Here is a 24305-nt window from a genome sequence, read left to right as displayed (position 1 = left end):
TGCGCGGCCCGTTCGAGTCGGGAAAGGTTCTCCTGTTCCTTGGCGCGCGGTTCCATGGGTTCACCTCCCGATGTGGCCATCAACACCCAGCCAGTGCCTTCTCGTTCCTCGACGGCGGCATTCCGGCAACGACCCGATGTCAGTCGCTGACCGGTTCCTTGCCGGGCCCCGAAAGCTGGCCTTCATTCCGGCGGCCCCGTCCTTGGTGAAATAGGGCGGCAAGCAGAAAGATGCGACGGCGCCGCCATATTCGGCAAATGCCTTTAGCCCCATCCGAAATTAAGCTGAGTTTGGTGTCAGCAGCTCCCCGCGAGCTCACCGGTAGAGATCTCGACTGTTCATCGAGCGGCCGTTGGTTCGAATTCGCTCTTCCGACGGGATCATGCCGGCGGATAGCCGCCAACCCATTGGATTGCACGGTATTGACTCGAGCCCATCATAACGACTGGGCGAACGGCGGGACTCGGGATCGAGCTGAGCGTCGACGAACGGCTGAGATTGAGGCGCAAAGCGGCCATTCGCATTCCGACAGACATAAGTCGCCTTCGGTGCAAGAGCAGCCGTACGTCTCAACGCCCCCTACCGATCCTCGATAATCCGCAAATAAGCCGCCGTCACAAATAGCACGATCAGCCCAAACAGAATCCGCCGCGCGCCTTCGGGCATTTGCAGGATGGTCAGCAGTGTCGTCAGCACGGTGAGGATCAGCGCCCCGATGATGGTGCCGGTGTAGCCGCCGCGGCCGCCGAAGATCGAGGTGCCGCCGATCACGGCGGCGGCCACCGAAGGCAGCACCAGCGGTTCGGCCAGCGACAGCGACGGCGCCTTGATCAGGCCGATATAGAGCAGCCCGGTAATGCCGGCGAGCACGCTCGAGATGACGTAGAGCGCTGTGATGACTTGCCAGTAGCGGACGCCGGACAGGCGTGCTGCTCCTTCATTGTCGCCGACTGCGTAAAGCAGGCGGCCAAAGCCGGTGCGGCGCAAGGTGAAGACGATGAGGACGGCGATGGGCACGAACAGCAGCAGCGCATTGGGCACGCCATAGGTGAGGCCGGTGCCGAGCCAGGCCAGGAAGGGCGGGATCTTGGCGCCCGAAGCGATGACGGTGCGCTGATAGACCTGCAGACAGCCGGTGCCGATCAGGCTGGTGCCGAGCGTCATGATCAGTGGGTGCACGCGAAAGACGCCGACACCGATGCCGTTGACCAGGCCGATCAGCACTGCCGGCACCAATGCGATGAGGATCGCCACCGCCGGGTCGTGATTGACGACCTGCGTCGCCATGATGAAGGCGCTCATCGTCGCTACCGTACCGACCGACAGGTCGATGCCGCCGGTCAGCATGGTCATGGTCTGGCAGCCGGCAAGAATCGCCAGCGGGATGGCGAACTTCACGGTGTTGGCGAGCCACCGCTCATTGACGATGCCGGGACGCAGGATCTGCAGGATCATCACCAGCATGACCAGCAGGATGATCAGCGGGATCAGCGGCCGGTCGGCCATGAACCGCTTGAGGCGGCGGCCGAAGGGTACGGGTTGAGAGACCGTGGCGGCATTGCTCATGATGGGCGGCTCCGCATTGTGATGAAGGCGCCGAACATGACGACGGCGACCATGATCGCGCCCTCGATGATCGCGGTGACGTTGGGATCGATGGCCAGCAGCGTCAGGTCGGTGCGTACCAGCCGCAGCACGAAGACCGCGACGATCGGGCCGAGCAATCCGCCCTTGCCGCCGCCAAGTGCGACGCCTCCGAGCACGACCGCCGCCACGCTGGCAAGAAGATAAGGGCCGGGAATGGGGGCGCCGATGCCTGTGCTCATGGTCAGCGCCAGCCCGCCCATGGCAGCGAAAAGCCCCGACAGAGCATAGGCGATGATCCTGGTGCGCGCGACAGGCACGCCGCTGCGAAATGCCGCGAGCTCGCTGCTGCCGATGGCGTAGATCGAAAGGCCGAGTTTTGAGCGCTTGAGCGGTATCCAGATGATGCAGAGGCAGACGACAAGCAGCACCAGCGCCTTCGGTATCCAGGCAGAAATCCCGGGCAGCCCCGGGATCGGGACTGTCCCGACGATGGTCGCCCGCAGCCATTCGGCCACCGAGCCGCCGGGCGCACCGAGGACCAGCAGCGCCGCGCCCTGCAGAACGAAGAGGGTGGCCAGCGTGACGACGATATCGGGCACGCGGGTGACGACGATCAGCATGCCGTTGACGGCGCCCAGCACCAGTCCCATGGCCAGCACGAACGGCACGACGAAAAGTGCGTATTCCTCGCTGGCGCCATCCATCATCGATGCAGCGGTGACACTGGTCAGCGCCATCATGGCGCCGACGGAAAGATCGATGCCGCCGGCGATGACGACAATCGTCTGGGCGGCGACGGCAAAGGCGTAAGGCAGCACCGCGCGCACCAGCGAGCCGAAATCGCCGCTGCCATAGCCCGGCTGGATGAGCCTGGTGATCACAAACAGGACCACGAACAGGACAAGCAGGCCGGCGACCCAGCCCTGACGGCGGACGAGGCGGGTCAAGGTTTCGCCACCGGGCTCGAGTGGATATCGGCAAGGATGCCGACGTCCTCCTTGGCGCCGCGCGGCAAGCCATAGGCGGCGCGCATCAGTGCCGGCTCGTCGGCGAGTTCGACGGGGAAGACATCGACGACGCGCCCCCCAAAGATGACGATGACGCGATCGCAGACACGCTGCACCTCCTCGAGTTCGGATGTATAGAACAGCACCGACTTGCCCTGGTCGGCGAGTTCGCGCAGCAGCTTGTAGATCTCCTGCTTGGTGCCGACATCGATGCCGCGCGTCGGGTCGAAGCAGAGGATGGTCTGTGCTTCAGCGGCGATCCAGCGGGCGATCGTCACCTTCTGCTGGTTGCCGCCGGACAGGCGCTGCACCTCGCGCTGGGCACGTGTGTCGATCTGCAGCCGCTCGATCGCACTGACAACCCTGGAGCGTTCCTGCGCCATGTTGATCGGTCCCCAGTTGCGCAAGGCGGCGCTGAAGGGGAGCGCGATGTTTTCGCGCACCGAGCGCTGCATGGTCAGGGCTTCGGTGCGGTCGCCGGGCACATAGGCGATGCCGGCGCGGATCGCATCGGCCGGATGCGCGAATTTCACCGGCTTCCCGTCCACCTCGATCGTGCCGCCGGACGGGCGGATGGAGCCGGCCAACGCGGCGAAGAGCTCGTCCTGGCCTTGGCCCTCGAGCGCGACGATGCCCGCGACCTCGCCGTTGGCCAGATCAAACGAGACGTCGTTGAGCTTGGTGCCGACACGAAGGTTCGCCACGCCGAGGCGCGGGCGGCTATCCCCAGGCGAAGCGGCCTGGCTCGCCTGGCGCGCCGCCACGCGTGTTTTCTCGATCCTGGCGCCGAGCATCATCTCGACGATGCGCTCCTCGACGCCCGGCTCGATGTCGACGACGCCGACGGTCTCGCCGTCGCGAAGCACCGTGGCGCGGTCGCAAAGCGCCGAAATCTCGACAAAGCGGTGGGAAATGAAGATCACCGAACGGCCGCTGTCGCCCTGGCTGCGCACGACTTCGAGCACCTTTTCGGCCAGGTTTGCCGGCAGTGCCGCGGTCATCTCGTCGAGCAGCAAAACGTCGGGCTCGACCGCCAAAGCCCGCGCCAGATCGAGCACGCGCAGCACGGCAAGCGGGATGTCGCGCGCAGTCTCGCGGATGTCGAGGTCGGGAATGCCGAGTTCGCGCACCCAGGCGCGGAACGGCTCGACCGGCGTGTCGGTCAGGCGAAGGTTGGAGGCGACGTCGAGATCGGGGATGAGCGACGGTTCCTGATAGACGGGAAGCAGGCCGGCGCGGCGCGCATCGGCGGGCGAGCGCACGTCGCGGGCTTCGCCGCGGATCAGGATATGCCCGGCATCGGCGCGGATGGCGCCGGTCAGGATCTTGACGAGCGTCGATTTGCCGGCGCCATTGGCGCCCATCAGGGCGTGAACCTCACCCGGCAGGACCGACAGCGACGCGTTGCGCAGCGCCACCACTGCGCCGTAGGTCTTCACGACGCCGGTGGCGTCCAGGAGGGGGTTTGTAGTCAAATCGCTTTGCTCTCGATTTATGCCGGCTAAAATCATTTCGCGCTGGCGCCGCCCCTCACCTGCCTGCCGGGATCCTCTCCCCGTATAGAGACGGGGAGAGGGCGCTGTCATCGCCGGTTTCGCCAATCATCACCGTCGCAGGAAGAGCGCCGGAGTTGCGGCCGGCCCCCTTCTCCCCGTCACTATACGGGGAGAAGTGCCCGGCAGGGCGAGAGGGGCGGCGTCAACCTCGGCAATTGACCGTCTCCGCACAAGTTGGAAACGGTCATGGTCTGCAGCGAAAGCCCATATTTACTCGCCCGGGCCCTTGCAGGCGATGATCTGGTCCTTGGTGTAGGTGGTCCACTCCGGAATGGAGATCGAGACCGGCCATTCCGGGCTCAGCGACGGATCGGCTACGCTCTTCAGCTTGGCCTTGCCCTCTTCGATGGCGTTCTCCCAAAGCTGCGGCTCGACCAGCACGGTCTGCTCCGCCGGCTTCTTGCCGTTCAGGATCTGCAGAGCCAGCGTCACGCCGGCACCGCCGATCGAACCGGGATTGGTCACCGCCGCGCCGACAAGGCCTTCGACCGAGTTCAGCTGGCCGACGAAGCCGGCATTGTCGGCGCCGACCACCGGCACCAGCGGCGTCTGCGACTCGACCAGCGCGTCGACGATCACATTGTCGATGCCCGAGGTCCAGATGCCGTTGAAGGGCGATCCGGTGGCGATGAAATCGAGGATCTGCTGCTTGCCCTGATCCTGCTGCCAGCCGGTGAAGACCTCATGCACGACCTTCACATCGGGGAATTCGGCAAGCGCCTTCTTAAAACCCTTGTCGCGATCGCTGTCGGCCGAGGCGCCGGCGGCACCGCGCATATAGACGACGTCGCCCTTGCCGCCGATCTGCTGGAACAGCCATTTGGCGCCGAGATAGGCGTACTGCTCCTGGTTGTTGGAGATAATATAGGCCGAGGGTTCGGTGACCGCCTGGTCGACGGCGACGACGACGATACCGGCCTTGGTGGCTTCTTCGAGGGCTGACTTGATGCCGGCCGGATCGGCCGGGTTGACGACGATGGCGTTGACCTTGGCGCTGATCAGGTTGCGGATGTCCTCGAGCTGGCCGGCGGCGTCGGTGTTGCGATGGGCGATGTTCAGTTTCGTGAGTTCGCCGGAGGCGAGCGCCTGCGCTTTGATGGCGCAGATCATTTCCTCGCGCCAGCCATTGCCTTGCACCGTGTTGGAAACGCCGATCGTGTATTTGGCTTCAGCGGACGAGACGCCCACCGAAGCCAGAAACGCCGCGCCGGCAAGCAGCGGGACCATTGCCAGATATTTTTTCATTCCAGTCTTCCTCCACATTGATCTCGTTTCAGTTCGAAAAGGGGCTCATTTCACGAAGGGGCGCAGCATGTCGCGGGCCAGCAGAAAGCCGCGCTTGAGGCTTTCATCGCTCCCCTCAAACCGCCGGTCCTCGTGCTCGATGATGATGGGCCCGTCGTAGCCGGCCCGGTAAAGGCCGGAGAAGATCACATTCCAGTCGACATCGCCAAGCCCCGGCATGCGCGGCACTTGCCAGCCCATGCCGGCCGAGAGAATACCGCGCTCGTAAAGTCCATCATGATCGATCATCAGGTCCTTGGCATGAACATGCAGCATGTGCGGACCGAATTCTTTGATGAAGCGGGCCTGGTCGATCATCTGCCAGACCAGATGCGACGGGTCGAAGTTCATGCCGACGTCGCCGCCCCACGCCTCGAGGATGCGGCGCCAGATATAAGGCGAATAGGCGATGTTGTGCCCGCCCGGCCACTCGTCATAGCTGAAGATCATCGGGCAGTTCTCAAATGCCAGCTTGACGCCGTTGTCGCGCGCATGGGCGATGATATCGGACCAGACTGTCAGTGCCTCTTGCCAGTTGGCGTCGATGGTTTTTGCAGCGTCGCCGCCGCAGAAGGTGTTGACCAGCGGAACGCCCATATGGCTCGCCAGCACGATCACCTTCTTCAGATGGTCGATGACGGTCTTGCGGTGGGCGGCATCGGGATGCAGCGGATTGGGGTAGAAACCGAGGCCCGAGATCGACAGCTTGTTTTCCGTCAGTGCGGCCGCGATTTCCTTCGCCTGCGAGGCCGAGGTCGAGGCGGCGTCGATATGGCTGGTGCCGGCATAGCGCCGGGCGGCGCCGGAGGATTTCGGCCAGCAGGCGATCTCCAGCGCCTCGAAGCCGGCAGAACTTGCCCAGTCGGCGACATCGGCGAGGGGGGTATCGGCAAACGGTGCGGTGAGCAGTCCGAGCTTCATATTGCTCTCCCCTGGTCGTGGCGACCTACTATGCCGATTGTGCGGTCCGCTTCAACCGTGCGACTGGTCGGCAATGCGCAAAGCTGTCTGACGAATGCCATCGGATCGTCGCAGAGCAGGCCGTCGAGACCGGCTGTGACAGCCGTGCGGAAATCGTTGATGGCGATCCAGTCCGCCACGCTATCTCCTGCGGGGCCAGCGCCGTCCGGTCGTAAGACGGTTTTTGGACCCCGGGGAAGGAAGCCGGCTAAGCAGTGCCGGGCCGATTGCTCGAGAGCTGCGACAGCAGCCTTCACCGGTTCGCCCCTACGACCCATTGCTCCTGGTCGATCAGGGCGCCGGTCATCGGCCCGGAGGCGTCGGAGAGCAGGAAGACCGCGAGGTTCGCCACCTCGTCGGCGGCCAGCAGGCGCCCGAAAGGCTGCGACGCGTTGGCGGCGTCGATCCAACCCGGGCCGTGCCCGAGCGTCTCGGCCTGCATGATGCGCTCGGCCGGGGTGTCGGTCCAGCCGACATTGATGCCGTTGACGCGGATGCGGTCGAAACGATGCGCATTGGCGGCGTTGCGGGTCAGCGTAGCGAGCGCGCCCTTTGTGGCGGAATAGACGGCTAGTTCGGGCGAGCCGCAATGCGCGTTGATCGACAGGATGTTGACAATGGCGCCGCCTTGACCCTGCTTGCGCATCTGCGTGATGGCTGCCTGCATTAGAAAGAACGGCGCCCGCGCATTGACGGCGAACAGCGCCGCCCAATCGTCGAGGTCGGCATCGAGAAACGAGGCGCGGTTGGTCAGGCCGGCGGCGTTGACCAGCGCGTCGATGCGTCCGAAGCGGCTGATACATTCGTCCACCAGCCGCGCCGGCGCCGTGGTATCAGCCAGATCGGCGGCAACGAATGTGGTTGGCGTGCCTGCCTGGGAGAGCGCCGTCGCCACGTCGTTGCCACGCACGGGTTCGCGGCCGGTGACCAGCAGGCCGCCGGCCCCAGAACGGGCGAGCGTCTCGGCGATCGCCCGGCCAATGCCCTGCGTCGCGCCGGTGACCAGCACCACCTTGCCTTCCAGCCGAAGCTCCATTCCTCCTCCCGGAACAAAGTTTCCATCTTTTCCAGAATAGGGAACGCCAATTCCCGATAGTCAATCTTCAGGAGGGGGTTTTCAAACCATGGTCTTACGCAATTGCTGACGGATCCATGCGTGAATGCTTGCGGGGTCGGCATGGTGCGTGGCAGCCGCAACGCCTTTATCGGCGCCGTGCACCGGCTGGCCATGCGCCTCGACGACCAGATTGCGCTGGTTGCCGGCGCATTGTCCTCGGATCCCGAAAAGTGCCTGACAGGCTTGGTGCTATATCACTGCGGTGACCCTGCCTGCCGCATCGAGGAGACAGCCGACTCGCGCCCGCCGAACTTCGATGCCGCCTTGTCTCGCGTAGTCTATTCGCACCTCGATCGGCGCCGTGAGGGCGCCTCGACGTTGACGCAAGGCACCTGCGCTTGCCGCGTGGACACGGACGGCGCCAAGCGGCGTCGCGGCGGACATGATCGCCGCGCGGCAGGCTTGCACGACCGCAGCTGGCGTACCGGGTTTCGCTTTCAGCGATCCAACAGATCGAAAGGGATACCCCTTGGTGGAGTCACCCTCACCAGCTTTAGAAGGCATGAGGACGGGTGGCAGGACGATCGATTGCCCGGCGGTCTTGGCAGGGGCAGTGGTTGTGGTAACTGCGGCCGGACTACCGGGAGTGCCCTTACCTGCGCCGACCGAAGCTCCAACGTTTGCTCCACTCGCACCGCCGATGCTCGTGCCCGCCCCCACAGATGCGCCTTGCGAACCGGCGCTCACGCCAGCACCGACCCCGAGACCGCCGACGCTCGCGCCCGCCCCTACAGATGCGCCTTGCGAACCGGCGCTCGCTCCAGCACCGACCCCTACACCGCCGACGCTCGCGCCCGCCCCCACAGATCCGCCTTGCGAACCGGCGCTCACTCCACCACCGACTCCGAGACCGCCGACCTTACCGCCGATGCCTGCGTCTTGAGCCGAGGCAGGCCCGATTGCGATCCCGATCGTCAACGCGGCCTCGATGTACTTTTTCATCATCATACTCCTCTGCGGCGTACGCTCCCTAGTCTTTCTACTGGCGCAGGTTGAGCTTTTTCGGTGGTCGCGTTGGGAGCAATGCGGCGGGAAGAGCGATGGTTGCCCGCAGAACAGGTTGCGGCGACTTTTGGACCTTCACTTTCCGTTTTTCCTGCAAGCGCGGTTTACCGGCTGTTTGGCCGTCCGAACGCGATGATGTATTCCCAAGTCCACTCGCGGGGTTACGGGCTTTCGGCGCGCGCTCCACAGCCGCAGTGCGACGTTTATCCTTCACGAGGTCAATTGCCTTACGCGCGGCACTGAGGCTGCGGGCAAGATCGATAGCCCTTTCACGCTCTTGTTCCAGCGCCGCACTCAACTCTGCCGAGACCTGCTTTGAAGCGTCGCGTTCCTGGCGGACAATATCGAGGTCGCGTACAGCTGAATCTGCTCGTTCGCGTTCCAGTTCGAGTGCTTCTCCAGCTTGCTTTAGAGCGGTCTCGGCCATCGATCGGTCCTTTATGGCGTTGGTCTTCTCCACGGCGGCCAGGTTTGCGTCTGTCTTAAGAGCGTCGATAGTTTGGCGAGCCGTGGTGAGTTCTTGTTGCAACAGTTCAACCTTGCGCCTCTCCTCATCAAGCGCTCGCTTCACAGCAAGCTGAGAGGCTTCCATGGAGGGGTGCGCTCCGGCTGCCCGCTCGCGGTCCCAGAGAATGGCTTCGGCCCTAAAGTCTTCGATAACGCGCTGCGCCGTCTCCAGCGCTTCGTCTATTTGCTGCTGCTCTTTCAGGGTTTGTGCTGCCTGCTTAGCCACCGTGGTTGCCAATGCGTGTGCCTGGGCGCTTGCGTCACGTACCGCGCGCTGCATAATTTCTAGCTCCGCTCGTGCTGCGGCCAGTTCGCGGCGTAAAGCCACTTCATGCTCGCCGGGCGGCGTTTGCACACCCTCCTTGAGTTGCGCGGCGCTGGCAATGCCGACTCCCGCGGCGACGATGACGCCAACCGCGACTGCACGAAATCTGGACGAGATCTTCATGATGAGAGACTCCTCAAGATCAACGGCTAGCTGGCGGGACAGGGCACTTGCCACAGTCCGGCTGGCAGACACCTTCGCGGTAAAGGTTCTCTGCGCCGTAGCTGCCTTTCGCCCCTTCCAGCACAACCAAAGGTGGAATCACCGGGGCATCTGTGAAGACCGACTGCTGCCATCCGCGTGCCATCCGCGGTGTTCCCTATTTTCCCCCTCCGGACAGGATGATCACGTACACGCCTGCGAATGTCGCCCTTCATTGTGATGACGCGACGCGCCGATCCCCGCGTGCCCTGGCGCAGAGGCCGGCTTGCAACGGGCCAGACCCTTGAGAACAGTGGCCGAACAGTGGGGATTTGCCTGCGCGACAGCCAACTGAAACAGTGCGGAACAGTTGGACATGCAGCTGAAGCCTCGGCGCCATCACCGCTGAGAACAGTGGAGGAACACTGGGAATTCAGCGGGCCTTGATGATGCCTTTCGCGCTGAAAACAGCGGCATAACAGCTGGAGAGAATACCGTTTCGGCAACTGGCTTTCGGTAGGCATTCTTTTCCCGACCTAGGAGAGGCCAATTTGGCCGGGCACGAACAGCTGAAATAGGGATGGAAGTGGCGACGCCAAAATCTGCCGCGAAAAGCAATTGCTAGTTCAATCGGTTATGATATCCCGCTGGTGGAGCTGAGGAGGATCGAACTCCTGACCTCGTCATTGCGAACGACGCGCTCTCCCAGCTGAGCTACAGCCCCGTCCAGCGGATGGGCGCATTTATCGGGCGCGGCGGTTTCCTGTCAAGACGGCGTTTTGCCCAAAAGCCGGACGACCAGCCACCAGCCTGGCGTGCCGCGGAAGCTGGCTCTTGCCGCTTTCGCCTGCAATGGCTACATGTCGGCAACAATTGGAGACCGGCATGATAGCCCTCATTCAGACCATTGTCCTGGCGCTTGACATTTATTGGTGGATTATCATCGCTTCGGCGATTTTCTCTTGGCTCTACGCCTTCAACGTCGTCAACTCGCGCAACCAGTTCGTCGATAGCGTCAGCAACATGCTCTTCCGGCTGACCGAGCCGGCGTTGCGGCCGATCCGCCGCTTCTTGCCCGATCTCGGCGGCATCGACATTTCGCCGATCATCCTGCTTCTGATCCTGTTCTTCCTCCGGCAGTTCCTGCTCACCACGGTGGCGCCGCTGGTCGTCTGAGCTGGTCGTTCGATGACTGCGCCGTTTCGCCTGCGCGACGACGGCGTCGAAATGTTCGTTCGGCTGACGCCGAAAACGGCGATGGACCGGCTCGAAGGCATCGAGATCTCGGCGGACGGGCGAAGCCATCTGAAGGCTCGCGTCCGCGCCCTACCGGAAAACGGCGCCGCCAAGCAAGCGCTCGAACGGCTGGTCGCCAAGGCGCTGGGAGTGCCGCGATCGGCCGTCTCGGTCGTCGTCGGCGGCACGGCCCGGTTGAAGATGCTGCGCGTGCTCGGCGATCCGGCGGCGCTGGCGAGAGGCATCGTGGCGCTCAGCAGCGCTTGAGGCGCCAGTCGGACTCAACGAACGCTGAAGCCATCAAACGACGCTGCCAAGCAATCCTGGATAGATGGGCCAGTTCCGCGACACAGTTATGTTGACTTGTCGGGAGCCGATCGGCATCCGACCTGTCAAAATCACTCTATCGCGGAGCTAGTCTCTACACCAAGCCGCGCTTGACCATCATCGCTTCGGGCGACGGCATCTTGCCGCGGAAGGCGGTGTAGAGCTCTTCCGGGTCCTTCGAACCGCCGGCGGCATAGATGTTCTTCCTGAGCCGCTCGGCCAGCGCCGGATTGAACGGGTCGCCGGTCTCCTCGAAAGCGGCGAAGGCGTCGGCGTCTAGCACCTCCGACCACATGTAGGAATAATAGCCGGCCGAATAGCCGTCGCCGGCAAAAATGTGGCCGAAATGCGGGGTGCGATGGCGCATGGCGATGGTGTCGGGCATGTTGAGCCTCTCGAGCGTTTCGGCTTCGAAACGAAGCGGCTCCTCCGCTGCATCCGGCCGCGCATGGTAGGCCATGTCGACCAGCGCCGACGCGGTGAACTCGACCGTGGCGAAGCCGGCGCCGAAGGTGCGCGCCGCCAGCATCTTGTCGACCAGCGCCTTCGGCATCGGCTTGCCAGTCTTCACATGCAGCGCATGCTTTTCCAGCACCGCCGGCACGGTCAGCCAGTGCTCGTAGAGTTGCGAGGGCAATTCGACGAAATCGCGGCTGACCGAGGTGCCCGAAACCGACGGCCAGGTGACGTCGGTCAGCATGCCGTGCAGGGCATGACCGAATTCGTGGAACAGGGTCTTGGCTTCGTCGACCGACAACAGTGCTGCCTCGCCCTCCGGCGGCTTGGCGAAATTCATGATGTTGTAGATGACCGGCTTGGAGCCATGGCCGAGCTTATAGCCGGATTTCAGCGCGCTCATCCAGGCGCCGGAGCGTTTGGAGGGCCGCGCGAAATAGTCGGCAAGAAAGAGTCCGCGCTCGCTGCCGTCGGCATTCCTGACGACGAAAACGCGTGCGTCCGGATGCCAGGTGGCGATGCCTTTCTTCTCCTCGAAGGTGATGCCGAACAATCGTGTCGCCACGTCGAAACAGGCATCGATGATGCGGTCGAGTTGCAGATAAGGCTTCAGTTCGGCCTCGTCGAAGGCAAATTTCTCGGCGCGAAGCTTCTCCTGATAGAAGCGCCAGTCCCAGGCGGCGAATTTTTCGTTGCTGCCGGCCTCGGCCGCCAACCGCTGCAACTCCGCCTGGTCCCTTGCGGCCTTTCCCAAGGCTTTTTCCCAGACCGGGTCGAGCAGCATATGCACCGCCTCCGGCGTCTTTGCCATGGTATCGTCGAGCTTCAGCGCCGCGAAGGAAGCGTAGCCGAGCAGCTTCGCCTTTTCGGCGCGCAGGCGCAGCATGTCGCGCACCACGGCGGTGTTGTCGGTGGCGCCGCCATTCTGGCCACGCATGGTGAACGCGCGGAAGGCGATCTCGCGCAGGTCGCGGCGCTCGGAGAAGGTCGAGAACGGCTCGTAGATCGAGCGCGACAGGGTGACCGCGTAGCGGCCTTTCTGGCCGCGCATTTCGGCAGCCTCCGCCATCGCGCTTTTCAGGAATTCCGGCAGGCCGACAAGGTCGGCCTCGTCGAGGAACAGCGCCCAGGCGCGCTCGTCGGCAAGCAGGTTTTGCCCGAACGTGGTGCCGAGCGACGACAGTTCCTCATTGATCGCCGCTAGCCGCTTCTTGCCGTCCGCGTCGCGCCTGGCGCCGGAGCGGACGAAGCCTTTCCAGGTCTTTTCCAGCACCCGCAGCGTCTCGGCATCGAGCTTTAGGGTTTCCCGGCGCTGATAGAGATCGTCGATGCGGGCAAACAGCCTTTCGTTCATCGAGATCGCCGAGAAATGCCGCGACATCTTTGGCGAGATGTCGCGCTCCAGCGCCTGGATCGCCTCGTTGGTGTGGGCGCCGGCCCGGCACCAGAAGATCGACGAGACATGGTCGAGCGCCTCGCCGCCAAGCTCCAGTGCTGCAAGCGTATTCTCGACGGTCGGCGCCTCGGCATTGCCTGATATTGCCTCGATCTCGGCCTCATGCGCCTTCAATGCCGCATCGAAAACCCCAGAAAAATCGCCGTCGCCAATGCGGGTGAAATCGGGCAGGCCGAGCGGCCCTTGCCAGATGGTCAGCGGATGGGCGGCGAGGTCGACGGCGGACGGCATGGGCAATCTTTCGCTGAGTGAGGGGCTTTCGCTGAGTGGCTGTAGAGGCAGGGCGAGATCATCACCGATGTAAGGCGCTGGCTTGCCGTACGCAATATCGGTAACCGCTCAATAGGCGTCGCAGTTTTCCGCGATCGCCGCCTGCGAACTGGCGGTGATGCGGTTGTCGGCGATCGCGAAGGTTTCCTGCATCAGCGCGTCGTTGTTGGGGAAATCATAGCAGGCGATCACCGTGGTGACGCCACCCTCGGTCTTCTCGATCCGATGCCGGATTTCAGCCCCGGCGACAGCGCCTTGCCAGTCGTCGATCGAGGCGATGAATTCCTGCTTGGTCTGGACGACGCCGAGATCGTCGAGTTTTATCCGGACGTCGTCGGCAAGCAGGTCCGACAGTTCGGCGCGATCGGCGACCAGCAGCGCCGCATACCAGCGGCCGATGAGCGCGCCGTCGTCGGCGCGAGCGGACATGACGGAAAACAGTAGCGCCGTTGTGGCGAAGGCGATCGAACGGCATGCCATGCAACCCTCCTATGTGATCTCCGGCCGCTCGAAGTCACCGGTGTCCTTGTTCATCACCCAGAGCTCGCCGGTCGAGATGTCGAACCAGGCGCCATGCAGCGACAGCCGTCCCTTGCCTTCCAGGATCGAGACGCAAGGAAAGGTCCTGAGATTAGCGATCGAATAGCGGATCGAGATGCGTTCCAGCGCGGTCTGGCGCTCCGCCGCCGTCATGAAGGTGCTGGAGGACACGGTCTCGGCCGCCGGCGCAATCAGGCTCATCCACTTGCCGATGAAGTCGCCGGGCGACAGGGGCGCGGCCGTACTGTCGAGTGCGGCGCGGATGCCGCCGCAGCGGCCATGGCCCATGACCACGATGTTCTTCACCTTGAGGCTCTGCACGGCGAATTCGAGCGCCGCCGAGGTCGAGTGGAACTGGTCGTCGGGCGCATAGGGCGGCACCAGATTGCCGACATTGCGCAGCACGAAGAGTTCGCCGGGGCCAGCGTCGAAGATCGCCTCGGGAGCCGCGCGGGAGTCGCAGCAAGCAACGATCATCGTTTCGGGGGACTGGCCCTCGCGAGCGAGCGAGCGATAGCGTCCGCTTTCGGCGAGGTACCGGCCGCTCATGAAATTGCGGTAGCCGGTGAGCAGATGGTCAGGGAGATGAGGCATGGGCGGCGTCTGGAGCCTTTCCGGGTTAGGCGGCAGCTCTTTTAAGTCAGGAAGGCTCTAGCGGCAAAAGCCGGTCGCGGGCAATGCCGAATCGCAGAGGACTGGCTGCAACAGGCATGCAGCAAACAAGCCTTGGCCTGGTGAGGTCATGTCCTTGCAAGCCAGGTTGTCATGCCCAGATCGCCACAGGGATGCCAAAACGGTCGGCGAGCGGCGGATCCGGAAACGGCTTTGCCTCGCCGCTGGCGATACGGCCGGCAATCAGCATCATCGCTGCGGCGTCGACAAAGTCGTCGGCAGCAGCGCCTCGCGGCGGCGTCCGGTCTAAAAAGTCCCTGGTATAGCCGTGCTGGCAAAGCAGCGCCTTGCGTTCCGCCATGCCGGCCGGGTTGATGACGCCCTTGATCTTCTTCGGCAGGCACATTGCCTGATCGCTATTCAGTCGGCAGAAGGCGACCTCCGGATGCGATTCGAACACGCGGCTGCGCAGTTCGGGACGCGCGATCAGTACGGCATCGATCTCGCGGATCTTGGCAAAGATGCCGAAGGCCTGGATCGAGACGCCACGCGGCGGATCGGAGGTCGCCTTCGCCACTTCGCTTGCCTGGCGATGCGCGGCATACCAGGCCTCGATCGTGGTGAAGCCATCCGTATAGGCGTAAAGCGCCGCACGCGAGGGGATGGCGAAGACGCTGGATTGCCTGTTACCAAGCAACGGCCGCACCAGCGCTTCGGGCCCACGGCCGCCCTTTTGCGACAGCTCGGGCAGGCCGATCGGCATGTCGACGGCGACTGTCGCATCGGCCGGCAATGCGTCGAGCAGTGCTGCGAAGCTTGGAAAAACGGCCGCCGAGGGCATTGCGCCCGGATCGCGGCGAACGGCGATCCAGCCGGCCTTGCAGCCGTCGACGCCGACAACAGTCACGCTCTTTTGTCCCGCCCCGGATGCAGGAGATGGCGAAGTTGCACCATCGCCATCGGGTGCGACAGGCTCTGCGCGTCGGTTTCGAGCTGCAATTCGTCGCCGCCGCGCTTGGCGGTGCGCGCCAGGATTTCGTAGACCGCCGCCGTGGTCGATTGCAGTGCCTTGACCGCCGGCTGGCCGGACAGGATGCGCGCCAGATAGACGGCCGCCGTCAGGTCGCCGAGCCCATTGGGCGGCTTTTCGATGAGGCGATGTTCGGCGAGCAGCGCCTGAATGCCGTCGAGCAGCAGATTGCCGGTACCGCCGGCCATCATCGCCGGCGCCGAAGTGACCAGCATGGTCGACGGCCCGGCATCAAGGGCGGCTGCCATCACCGCCTTGAGATCGGGCAGCGGCGCTCCCGCCATCCATTCCAGCTCGTAGCGGTTTGGCGTGGCGATGTCGGCGATCGGCATCAGCCGGTCGCGCATGGCAATGGCGGTGGTCTCCGGCACATAGAGCCCGCCCGAATCGCCCATCACCGGGTCGCAGATATAGACGGAGTCCGGCGTCTTCGCCTTGACCGCGCCGACCAGCGAGGCGACGGCGTCGGCCTGGCCGCCTTCGCCGAGGTAGCCGGACAGCACCGCGCCGACCTCGCCCAGCCATGGCGCGCGCTCGAGATCGGCCATCAGCGCCTTGAATTGATCGAGCGGCGGCAGGATGCGCGTCGCCCGTCCATGGCCCGGATGCCAGGGCAGGATGACGGTCGGCACCGCCCACACCGGAAAGCCCAGCGTCTCCAGCGCAAAGACCGCGGCGCGGTTGCCGACCGAACCGCGCGCAACATGGCTGGAAATGACGATGACCGCGCGCGGCGCGTCGTGTTCTTCGGTGCTCACGAGGTTCCTAACTTTGGCTGATGAAAAGCACGAGCCAGATCAACAGGCCAATGGCAATAACGAGTCCTAGCGCCCGGCCAATGCGCGTGCCCCAATATTCGATCGGGTCCGACTGGTCGGCGTCTGCAGCAGTGACGTGATCGCGCGCGCCCTTCGCGGTCCGCGCCATGAACGAGGTGCCGCCCGGGTCGGTTTCACGTGCCACGCGCTCGATGATGCGGCGCGATTCGTCGTCACTGTCCTGGCGTTCCGCCATGGCGATGCCCTGATTTCGCGGCGACTTTAAACTGTTCGCCCGGCCAATTACAGGGCCTGGCAGTGAATGATAAAGAACCAGCAAGGCTCCCAGGCGGAGGTCATGTTCTTGCACGCGGATTGTGGTACTCCTTCGGCTGCCAGTCATATTGAGGGATCTTTCCATGCTTGCTCAGCGTCTTTCCTCCCCTTCCTTCTTCCGCAATCTGCCTGCCTTGCTGATGATGACGATCGTGCTGCCGCTGCTTGCCGGCTGTGGCTACAACACCATCCCGACGGCGGAGGAAAGCGCCAAGGCCGCATGGAGCCAGGTGCTGAACCAGTACCAACGCCGCGCCGATCTCATCCCCAACCTGGTCGAGACGGTCAAGGGCTATGCCGCGCACGAGAAGGATACGCTCGATGCCGTGGTCGAGGCGCGCGCCAAGGCGACGCAAGTGACGGTGACGCCCGAAACGCTGAGCGATCCGGAAGCCGTCAAGAGATTCCAGGACAGTCAAGCCGGGCTGACCAGCGCGCTGTCGCGGTTGCTGGCAGTGGTGGAGAATTATCCCGACCTCAAGGCCAACCAGAATTTTCTGGCGCTACAGGCCCAGCTCGAAGGCACCGAGAACCGCATCGCGGTCGCCCGCCGCGACTATATCGAGGCGGTGCGGGAGTACAATCTGACGCTGCGGACGTTCCCTTCGGTGATTTGGGCCACCCTGTGGTTCCGCGGCAATCAGCCGTTCGCGAACTTCACCATCGAGGAAGACAAGATGCAGACGCCGAAGGTCGATTTCGGCACGAACACGACGCAGGGTGGGTGATCAGCGAAGCCTAAGTCCTCGTAGTGCTAATCCTTGCGACGAGACGGACCGCAGGACAGAGGGGGGCGCGAAGGAATGCAAACCCTTCATTGCTGCGCTTCCTTCTCGGCCTTTTTTTCCTGACGCTCTTCCTCCCCCTCACCGCTCTCGCCGCCGAATTGCCTGTTCTGACCGGGCGGGTTGTCGATAATGCCGATATCATCGATGCCGCGACCGAGGCGGCGCTGACCCGGAAGCTTGCGGATTTCGAAGCCAAGAGCTCTGACCAGATCGTCGTCGCGACGGTTCCTAGCCTCGACGGCGAGGAGATCGAGCCCTACGCCAATCGTCTGTTTCGCGCCTGGAAGCTCGGCCAGGCCGGCGAGGACAATGGCGTGCTTTTGCTGGTCGCCAAGAACGACCGCAAGATGCGCATCGAGGTCGGCTACGGGCTGGAAGGCACGCTGACCGACCTGCACACGAGGTTGATCATCGAAAACGACATGGTGCCCGCATTCCGCGCCGGCGACTTCTCCGGCGGCATAGCCAAGGCCGTCGACGACATGGTCATGGTGCTGCAAGGCAATCCGGAAGAGCTGGAAGCGCGCGGCGAACGCAACCAGCAGCCGCCATTCAACACCGACGATCTGTTCTTTGCGATCTTCATAAGCATCTGGGCGACCATCTTCTTCGGCAGCATCGCCGCCTCCATCCTGCCACCGATCTTCGGCCGGAAACTCGGTCCTGGCCGCTATCGGTGGCTGGGCATGACCTTCGAGCCGAACCGGCGGTCTTCCGGCGGCTGGTCGGGAAGTTCTGGCGGGGGATGGTCGTCGGGTTCAGGCGGCGGCGGCTTTTCCGGCGGCGGTGGCTCGTCCGGCGGCGGCGGCTCATCGGGAAGCTGGTGACGACATGACAAGACGCGCCATCTGTCCCCCAGGTTCCGGCCATTTTGCCGCGACGGTCGGCGCTGCTTTGGCGGCCATGGCGGTGCTGCTGGTCGGCTTCACCGCTCTCGCCGCCGAATTGCCTGTTCTGACCGGGCGGGTTGTCGATAATGCCGATATCATCGATGCCGCGACCGAGGCGGCGCTGACCCGGAAGCTTGCGGATTTCGAAGCCAAGAGCTCTGACCAGATCGTCGTCGCGACGGTTCCTAGCCTCGACGGCGAGGAGATCGAGCCCTACGCCAATCGTCTGTTTCGCGCCTGGAAGCTCGGCCAGGCCGGCGAGGACAATGGCGTGCTTTTGCTGGTCGCCAAGAACGACCGCAAGATGCGCATCGAGGTCGGCTACGGGCTGGAAGGCACGCTGACCGACCTGCACACGAGGTTGATCATCGAAAACGACATGGTGCCCGCATTCCGCGCCGGCGACTTCTCCGGCGGCATAGCCAAGGCCGTCGACGACATGGTCATGGTGCTGCAAGGCAATCCGGAAGAGCTGGAGGCGCGCGGCACCCGCAATCCGGCCGACAGCAATTCTGTCGATCCCATTGTCGCGCTGTTCATCATCGTGTGGGCGATGCTGTTCATAGGCGGCCTGGCGATGGCATTCCTGCCGCCGATCTTCGGCACAAAGCTGTCGCCGGGCGTGTATAAATGGCTGGGCATGACATTCCGCTATGGCCAAAGGTCGGGTTCCGCGTCCTCGGGCGGCGTCTGGACAACCGGCACCGGCAGCGGCTGGTCGTCGGGCCGTTCCGGTGGCGGCTGGTCGTCGGGCGGTGGCGGCGGCGGGTTTTCGGGCGGCGGCGGCTCGTCCGGTGGTGGCGGTTCTTCAGGAAGCTGGTGAGACACAACATGGCAACACGACCGATCAGCCCCGGGGATCATGACCGCATCGCCAAAGCGATCCGCGCCGCCGAATCAAAGACCGACGGCGAAATCTACTGCGTCGTGGCCTATACCAGCGACGGCTATTTCTTTCCGGCGGCCTTTATGGCGACGCTGGCCATGCTCGTCGTCAGCCTCGCCGTCAGCTACGGGCTGGAAGCATGGTGGCTGTCGATCCGCGTGCCGCATTTCGTCATCGCGCAGCTTCTCGCGATGGTCTCGGTGCTTGTCCTGTTGTGGGCGGTGCCCGGCTTGCGCATCTACCTGGTGCCGAGGCGGCTGCGCTACCAAGCCGCGCATGCCAATGCGATAAAGCAGTTCCTCGCCCGCAACGTCCACCGCACCACGGCGCGCACCGGCGTGCTGGTGTTCGTTTCGATTGCCGAGCACTACGCCGAAGTGATCGCCGACAGCGGCATCGACAGCCGTGTCGGCCAGGATGTCTGGGACAGCGTCGTCCGCGACCTTACCGCGCATGCTGGCGACGATCGTCTCGCCGACGGCTTCATCAAGGCAATCGAAGCGACGGGCGCGGTGCTGGCCGAGCATTTCCCGGTTTCTACCGGCGACAGCAACGAGCTGGACGACCATCTGGTCGAGATCTAAGAGCCTGCCTGCAAACGCTACTCTGCCGGACGCCTGACGCGATTTTCTGCGCTTCCGATGCTCACGGACCCAGCGCATGACCCCGGAAACCGAGATCGGTTTCGGGAAAAGGATCATGCGCAATTGAAAGCGTTAGAGCGTCCTATGCGCGTCCAATTGGACGCGCGGCGCTCTAATGTCCGCTGCGCTTCGGTTCTCGAAAACCGCGCCATTCGCCTCGGCAGAGCGCGTTTTCAGACAGGCTCTTTCGTGTCGCAGGCACGTCTATCGTCTGTGCGAAAGCTTGGGAGCCGGTGACCGGACTCTTGCAATCGGGCGATGCGGGTTTATGGTTAACCAATCATGAAGACGCTGAGTATCGACATCAGGAAAGCCGAGCCGCGCGACGCAAGCGCCATCGCCGACGTGCACCTGCTGGCCTGGCGCGGCGCCTACTCCGGCATCATCCCGCATCGCACCCTGACATCGATGATCAACCGCCGCGGCGCCGACTGGTGGGCGAACGCCATCCGCCGTGCCGCCACCGTTCTGGTTATCGAGATCGGCGGCAAGGTCGCCGGCTACGCCACGATCGGCAAGAACCGCGCCCGCGAGCTCAAGCAGCAGGGCGAGATTTACGAACTTTACGTGCGCCCGGAATACCAGGGCATCGGGCTCGGCAGCCGGCTATTCTCGGCCGCACGGGCGCGACTGGCGGATCATGGCCTGAAAGGCATGGTGGTGTGGGCGCTGGAAGACAATCAGAACGCGCTCGCCTTCTATGCTGGCGCCGGCGGCCGCGACGTCGCCGAGGGCGTCGAGGTCTTCGAGCAGAAGGCGCTGAAGAAGGTCGCCTTCGTCTGGGAATGACGGCTCGACACGCCTCTCGCTAACACCCCCTCAGCTGCTTTCAGTACCATTCGCCGCATTGCACCATGCGCCGCTGCCCGCTATCGGTCTCCTATCGAAAGAGGGACAAAAGCCATGCGTATCGAAGCCATTGCCATCGGAAAGAACCCGCCGGAGGACATCAACGTCATCATCGAGGTGCCGATCGGTGGCGAGCCGATCAAGTACGAGATGGACAAGGAGGCCGGCACGCTGTTCGTCGACCGCTTCCTGCACACCTCGATGCGCTATCCCGGCAATTACGGCTTCGTGCCGCACACGCTGTCAGGTGACGGCGACCCGATCGACGTGCTGGTCTGCAACACGCGCGCGCTGGTGCCGGGCTGCGTCATCAATGTGCGGCCGATCGGCGTGCTGGTGATGGAGGACAATTCCGGTTTGGACGAAAAGATCATCGCGGTGCCTTCGCCCAAGCTGACGCTGCGCTACGAGAACGTCACCGAATACACGCACCTGCCCGACATCACCCGCCAGCAGGTGCAGCACTTCTTCGAGCACTACAAGGATCTCGAACCCGGCAAATGGGTCAAGATCGAGGGCTGGCACGACGCCGCCTATGCCAAGAAGATGATCATCGAGGCGATCGAGCGGGCTAAGGCAAGCAAGTAGCCGAAGCCTGAAGTTGACCGAATGGGCTGTCGCCGGTTGAGGTTGGCTGAAGCCCCTCAGCTTCGTCATCCTCGGGCGGAGCAAGGAGCGTATCGACGTAGCGCAGACCCCTGGATCCATGGCGTGACGTCAATGCGCCGCAACAGTGCAGAATTCTGGTCCGCTGCGCACTTCGGTTGATGTCACGGAATGGATCCCTGGGTCTGCGCTCCGCTTCGCGCGCTCCGCCCAGGGATGACGAAGTCAGTTATCGACACGGCCGAAATCGGGTGCGTTGCCGATCACCACGCGCTTGTCTTTGCCGCAGGCAAAGGTGCGTGCCTTCTCATCGGCGAGTTTTCGCGCCTCATCATTGGCGGCCGGATTGCCGGTGGCCAGCACCAGGCCGACGGTGCAGCCCTCATAGTTCTCCGGCTGGGCGACCTTGGCGACGATCAGCACGTCGGTTGGTTTGTTCTCCCCCTCGGGATTGCTGATCGAGCGACGGTGGATGACCGCGAAAGGAATGGCAAGATCGCCGTTCGTCTCGATGCGCCACTCGAGTTTGGGTGCAGCCGAATTGAAGGCGATGAAACTTTCCCAGACCGTGGTCATGTCGCTGGGCGGAAAACCGTAGAACAGCGATTCCCGGGCATCGTCGTAGGCGATCAGCACCGGGTAGCCGCGATAGCCCGAACAGGCAAGACTGGCCCAGTCGCCTTCGCCTTCTTGCGCTTGCGCGTAGGTCACGCAGTCCTTCTTCCAGTCGAGATCGGTGTAGGCGCTGGAAATGTCGCCGGCCTGGGCAGCCTGGCAGAGGCCGGCAAGGGCAAGCGGGATCATCAAAAGGCTACGCATCGCGGACAACTCCGTTTCGGGCTGCCGCACGGTATCGTTAAACGCTATTTCTTCAAGCTCGCTTCGATCAGCAGGTCCGCGTTCCGGGCTACAGACTTCGCCGGTCCGCCGGCACCGAACAGCTGGCCGCTGATATAGGCGCCTTCGATCAGAAGCAGCAGCCCGTCGCCCAGCGTATCGGCGTCGCCGGCACCCATTGCCGCCGCCATGGCGCGCAGGCGTCGTCGCAATTCCTGCTTGTTGGCCTCACTCACCACGCGGGCCGGGTGGCCGTGCTCGGGATATTCGACGGCCGCATTGGTCATGCCGCAGCCGCGATAGTCTGGCTTTTGCGTGCGCTTGCCGATGCGTGTCAGGAAGGCAGCGATCTGCGCGCGCGGATCGCCGGGATGGGCAGCCACCGCCTCGTCGAAGCGGGCCCAGAACTCGAGGTCGTATTGCCGGAGATAGGACGCGGCCAATTCGTCCTTGGAGGGAAAGCTGCGATAGAGGCTGGGTTTGGTGACGCCGGCACGCCGCACGATCTCGTCGACGCCGATCGCCCTGATGCCTTGCCGGTAGAACAGGTCGCGGGCAACGCGAAGGATTTTTTCGCCGGCGCGGGGCTGTGCCAATTCATCCGCTTTGATCCTTGGTTCAATGCTTTTCATCTAGGATGTGCCGTTGCCTGCTTGACAATGTTACCGATCGGTACGTATACCTCGGTGCAATTGCAACGTACCGGTCAGTAACATGATAGCTCAATCCCGTCCGTTTGGCCAGCGCTACGCTTTCGTCGTGGTCGCCGTCATTTTCCTCTGCCTCCTGATCGCGGCGGGCCTGCGGTCGGCGCCGGCCGTCATGATGCTGCCGCTGGAGGAGAGTTTCGGCTGGCGGCGCGATGTCGTTTCGCTCGCCGCGGCCATCGGCATCTTCCTCTACGGCCTGACCGGGCCGTTTGCCGCGGCACTGATGGAACGGATCGGACTGCGCCGTACGCTGCTGGCGTCGCTGGTGTTGATGTCGGGCTCGACGGCGCTCAGCCTGTTGATGACCGAGCCGTGGCACCTGCTTCTCACCTGGGGCGTATTCTCCGGCGTCGGTTCCGGCGCGGTCGCCACGGTGCTCGGCGCCACCATCGTCAATCGCTGGTTCAAGACCAATCGCGGCCTGGTGATGGGACTGATGTCGGCCTCCGCCGCCACCGGCCTGCTGGTGTTCCTGCCGCTGCTCGCGGCGCTCGCCCAGTCGGGCGGCTGGAAGCCTGTCGCCATCGCCATTGCGGTCGCCACCGCCTGCCTCGTGCCGCTGGTCTGGCTGCTGGTGCCTGAGCGTCCAGCCTCGATCGGCATGGTGCGTTACGGCGCTGAGGCCGACGACGTGCCGCCGGTTCCGCCGGCCTCGCAGGGCAATTTCCTCACGCACACACTCAGCACGCTGCGCCGTGCCGCCGGCACCCGCGTGTTCTGGTATCTGTTCGCCACCTTCTTCATCTGCGGCTTTACCACCAACGGACTGGTCGGCACGCACCTGATCGCGTTTTGCGGCGACATGGGTATCGGTCAGGTGCAAGCCGCCGGCCTGCTGTCGCTGATGGGCATTTTCGATCTGATCGGCACGACGCTGTCGGGTTGGCTCACCGACCGCTTCGACCCGCGCAAGCTGCTCGGCGTCTATTATGGCATCCGCGGCCTGTCGCTGATCTATCTGCCTTATTCCGGCTTCTCGTCGACCAGTCTTATCATCTTCGCCGTGCTCTACGGGTTGGACTGGATCGCCACCGTGCCGCCGACGCTCAGGCTGTCGAACGAGGCGTTCGGCGACCGCAGCGGGCCGATCGTCTTCGGCTGGATCGTCGCGGGCCATCAGGTGGGCGCTGCGGCTGCCGCCTTCTTCGGCGGCACTATGCGTGAATTGCAAGGCAATTACGAGCTTGCCTTCCTCATAGCCGGCATGACGGCGATAGCCGCAGCCTGCATCTCGCTGTTGATCAACACCAGCCGTCCAGCCTTCGAGCCGGAACCGCAGGCGGCTTGAGTTGTGACGGCTGAGCGCTAATCTCCCCCTTGGGGGGAGATGGCCGCGAAGCGGCCAGAGGGGTCGGTCCGACCAGGCTCGGCGCCTTATCGCAGACGCAGGTGGTCGGTGCTCCACGCGAGACGACCCCCCTCTGTCGCCTCTGGCGACCCTCTGTCGCCTCTGGCGACCCTCTGTCGCCTCTGGCGACATCTCCCTCTCAAGAGACCCTCAAGAGAGAGATTCGCCAGTCTGTTGGTTGTAACGAAACCTTCATCGTTTCGAGATGTACCTGAAACATTGAGGCTGGACCTTGGC

General features: G+C 63.7%; 25 protein-coding genes, 1 tRNA gene and 1 pseudogene. 10 read left to right on the top strand and 17 right to left on the bottom strand.

Going from position 1 to position 24305, the window contains the following annotated elements; all coding sequences use genetic code 11:
* Positions 1-579: 579 nt before the first annotated feature.
* The 7 genes from ACWTU8_RS25885 to ACWTU8_RS25855 all read right to left on the bottom strand — a co-directional run bounded on the left by ACWTU8_RS25885 (position 580) and on the right by ACWTU8_RS25855 (position 7430).
* Positions 580-1566, bottom strand: coding sequence for an ABC transporter permease (locus tag ACWTU8_RS25885; RefSeq protein WP_455850379.1), 987 nt, complete (start codon positions 1564-1566; stop codon positions 580-582).
* Positions 1563-2534 (bottom strand): ABC transporter permease, encoded by a 972-nt coding sequence (locus ACWTU8_RS25880; RefSeq protein ID WP_455850378.1) that lies wholly within the window; start codon positions 2532-2534, stop codon positions 1563-1565. The genes ACWTU8_RS25885 and ACWTU8_RS25880 overlap by 4 nt, the downstream gene beginning before the upstream one ends.
* On the bottom strand, positions 2531-4069 hold the full coding sequence (locus ACWTU8_RS25875) for a sugar ABC transporter ATP-binding protein (protein ID WP_455850377.1): 1539 nt from the start codon (positions 4067-4069) through the stop codon (positions 2531-2533). Before ACWTU8_RS25875 ends, ACWTU8_RS25880 begins: the two co-directional genes overlap by 4 nt.
* A gap of 291 nt (positions 4070-4360) precedes the next feature.
* The gene (locus tag ACWTU8_RS25870) at positions 4361-5395 is read right to left on the bottom strand and encodes an ABC transporter substrate-binding protein (protein WP_455850376.1); all 1035 of its coding nucleotides are present in this window, start codon (positions 5393-5395) and stop codon (positions 4361-4363) included.
* 45 nt (positions 5396-5440) lie between these two features.
* On the bottom strand, positions 5441-6355 hold the full coding sequence (locus ACWTU8_RS25865; protein ID WP_455850375.1) for a sugar phosphate isomerase/epimerase family protein: 915 nt from the start codon (positions 6353-6355) through the stop codon (positions 5441-5443).
* Positions 6352-6534 carry a hypothetical protein gene (locus ACWTU8_RS25860; protein WP_455850374.1) on the bottom strand — a complete coding sequence of 61 codons (183 nt, stop codon included), beginning with the start codon at positions 6532-6534 and terminating at the stop codon, positions 6352-6354. The genes ACWTU8_RS25865 and ACWTU8_RS25860 overlap by 4 nt, the downstream gene beginning before the upstream one ends.
* 113 nt (positions 6535-6647) lie before the next feature.
* Entirely contained in the window at positions 6648-7430 is a 783-nt protein-coding gene (locus tag ACWTU8_RS25855) for an SDR family oxidoreductase (protein ID WP_455850373.1), read from the bottom strand.
* A gap of 116 nt (positions 7431-7546) precedes the next feature.
* Here ACWTU8_RS25855 and ACWTU8_RS25850 point away from each other — a divergent pair.
* Positions 7547-7679: pseudogene (locus tag ACWTU8_RS25850) on the top strand (gfo/Idh/MocA family oxidoreductase); the annotation flags it as partial.
* Positions 7680-8490: 811 nt separating this feature from the next.
* On the opposite strand, the gene ACWTU8_RS25845 reads toward ACWTU8_RS25850, so the two are convergent.
* Together ACWTU8_RS25845 and ACWTU8_RS25840 are read right to left on the bottom strand one after the other, a co-directional pair.
* Positions 8491-9471: a hypothetical protein gene (locus ACWTU8_RS25845; protein WP_455850372.1), complete on the bottom strand. Its 981-nt coding sequence runs from the start codon at positions 9469-9471 to the stop codon at positions 8491-8493.
* 666 nt (positions 9472-10137) lie between these two features.
* Positions 10138-10213, bottom strand: a tRNA-Ala gene (locus ACWTU8_RS25840).
* Positions 10214-10374: 161 nt separating this feature from the next.
* Here ACWTU8_RS25840 and ACWTU8_RS25835 point away from each other — a divergent pair.
* Positions 10375-10665 (top strand): YggT family protein, encoded by a 291-nt coding sequence (locus ACWTU8_RS25835; RefSeq protein ID WP_023800489.1) that lies wholly within the window; start codon positions 10375-10377, stop codon positions 10663-10665.
* Between the two features lie 12 nt (positions 10666-10677).
* Positions 10678-10992: a DUF167 family protein gene (locus ACWTU8_RS25830; RefSeq protein ID WP_455850371.1), complete on the top strand. Its 315-nt coding sequence runs from the start codon at positions 10678-10680 to the stop codon at positions 10990-10992.
* Between the two features lie 154 nt (positions 10993-11146).
* On the opposite strand, the gene ACWTU8_RS25825 is transcribed toward ACWTU8_RS25830, so the two are convergent.
* The 6 genes from ACWTU8_RS25825 to ACWTU8_RS25800 all read right to left on the bottom strand — a co-directional run bounded on the left by ACWTU8_RS25825 (position 11147) and on the right by ACWTU8_RS25800 (position 16430).
* On the bottom strand, positions 11147-13201 hold the full coding sequence (locus ACWTU8_RS25825; RefSeq protein ID WP_455850370.1) for a M3 family metallopeptidase: 2055 nt from the start codon (positions 13199-13201) through the stop codon (positions 11147-11149).
* 102 nt (positions 13202-13303) lie between these two features.
* Positions 13304-13714 (bottom strand): nuclear transport factor 2 family protein, encoded by a 411-nt coding sequence (locus ACWTU8_RS25820; protein WP_455850369.1) that lies wholly within the window; start codon positions 13712-13714, stop codon positions 13304-13306.
* 9 nt (positions 13715-13723) lie between these two features.
* Entirely contained in the window at positions 13724-14368 is a 645-nt protein-coding gene (locus tag ACWTU8_RS25815; protein ID WP_127209427.1) for a carbonic anhydrase, read from the bottom strand.
* Between the two features lie 169 nt (positions 14369-14537).
* Positions 14538-15293, bottom strand: a complete 756-nt coding sequence (locus ACWTU8_RS25810) for a DUF429 domain-containing protein (protein ID WP_455850368.1) — start codon at positions 15291-15293, stop codon at positions 14538-14540.
* The gene (gene pdxY, locus ACWTU8_RS25805) at positions 15290-16174 is read right to left on the bottom strand and encodes a pyridoxal kinase PdxY (RefSeq protein ID WP_455850367.1); all 885 of its coding nucleotides are present in this window, start codon (positions 16172-16174) and stop codon (positions 15290-15292) included. Before pdxY ends, ACWTU8_RS25810 begins: the two co-directional genes overlap by 4 nt.
* Before the next feature lie 7 nt (positions 16175-16181).
* Positions 16182-16430: a hypothetical protein gene (locus tag ACWTU8_RS25800; protein ID WP_029349118.1), complete on the bottom strand. Its 249-nt coding sequence runs from the start codon at positions 16428-16430 to the stop codon at positions 16182-16184.
* A 163-nt stretch (positions 16431-16593) separates the two neighbouring features.
* Here ACWTU8_RS25800 and ACWTU8_RS25795 point away from each other — a divergent pair, with 163 nt between their 5' ends.
* The 6 genes from ACWTU8_RS25795 (at position 16594) to ppa (ending at position 21155) form a co-directional block, all read left to right on the top strand.
* Entirely contained in the window at positions 16594-17238 is a 645-nt protein-coding gene (locus ACWTU8_RS25795; RefSeq protein ID WP_455850366.1) for a LemA family protein, read from the top strand.
* Between the two features lie 89 nt (positions 17239-17327).
* Positions 17328-18125: a TPM domain-containing protein gene (locus tag ACWTU8_RS25790; protein WP_455850365.1), complete on the top strand. Its 798-nt coding sequence runs from the start codon at positions 17328-17330 to the stop codon at positions 18123-18125.
* 4 nt (positions 18126-18129) lie between these two features.
* Entirely contained in the window at positions 18130-19011 is an 882-nt protein-coding gene (locus ACWTU8_RS25785) for a TPM domain-containing protein (RefSeq protein WP_455850364.1), read from the top strand.
* A gap of 8 nt (positions 19012-19019) precedes the next feature.
* A complete protein-coding gene (locus tag ACWTU8_RS25780; RefSeq protein ID WP_455850363.1) occupies positions 19020-19658 on the top strand; it encodes a TPM domain-containing protein in 639 nt (212 codons plus the stop codon).
* Positions 19659-20000: 342 nt separating this feature from the next.
* Positions 20001-20507, top strand: a complete 507-nt coding sequence (locus ACWTU8_RS25775; protein ID WP_455840087.1) for an N-acetyltransferase family protein — start codon at positions 20001-20003, stop codon at positions 20505-20507.
* Positions 20508-20621: 114 nt separating this feature from the next.
* The gene (gene ppa / locus ACWTU8_RS25770) at positions 20622-21155 is read left to right on the top strand and encodes an inorganic diphosphatase (RefSeq protein ID WP_029349108.1); all 534 of its coding nucleotides are present in this window, start codon (positions 20622-20624) and stop codon (positions 21153-21155) included.
* A 243-nt stretch (positions 21156-21398) separates the two neighbouring features.
* Here ppa and ACWTU8_RS25765 read toward each other — a convergent pair whose 3' ends face one another.
* Both ACWTU8_RS25765 and ACWTU8_RS25760 read right to left on the bottom strand, forming a co-directional pair.
* Positions 21399-21992 (bottom strand): hypothetical protein, encoded by a 594-nt coding sequence (locus ACWTU8_RS25765; protein WP_127209421.1) that lies wholly within the window; start codon positions 21990-21992, stop codon positions 21399-21401.
* Positions 21993-22036: 44 nt separating this feature from the next.
* Positions 22037-22642, bottom strand: a complete 606-nt coding sequence (locus ACWTU8_RS25760; protein ID WP_029349107.1) for a TetR/AcrR family transcriptional regulator — start codon at positions 22640-22642, stop codon at positions 22037-22039.
* Positions 22643-22724: 82 nt separating this feature from the next.
* Here ACWTU8_RS25760 and ACWTU8_RS25755 point away from each other — a divergent pair, with 82 nt between their 5' ends.
* Positions 22725-24008, top strand: coding sequence for an MFS transporter (locus ACWTU8_RS25755; protein ID WP_455850362.1), 1284 nt, complete (start codon positions 22725-22727; stop codon positions 24006-24008).
* The last annotated feature ends 297 nt before the right edge of the window (positions 24009-24305 follow it).

The sequence above is a fragment of the Mesorhizobium sp. BHbdii genome, assembly GCF_053848045.1.
Note: the sequence above shows the minus strand (reverse complement) of the source record. Positions and strands in the feature narration are given on the sequence as shown.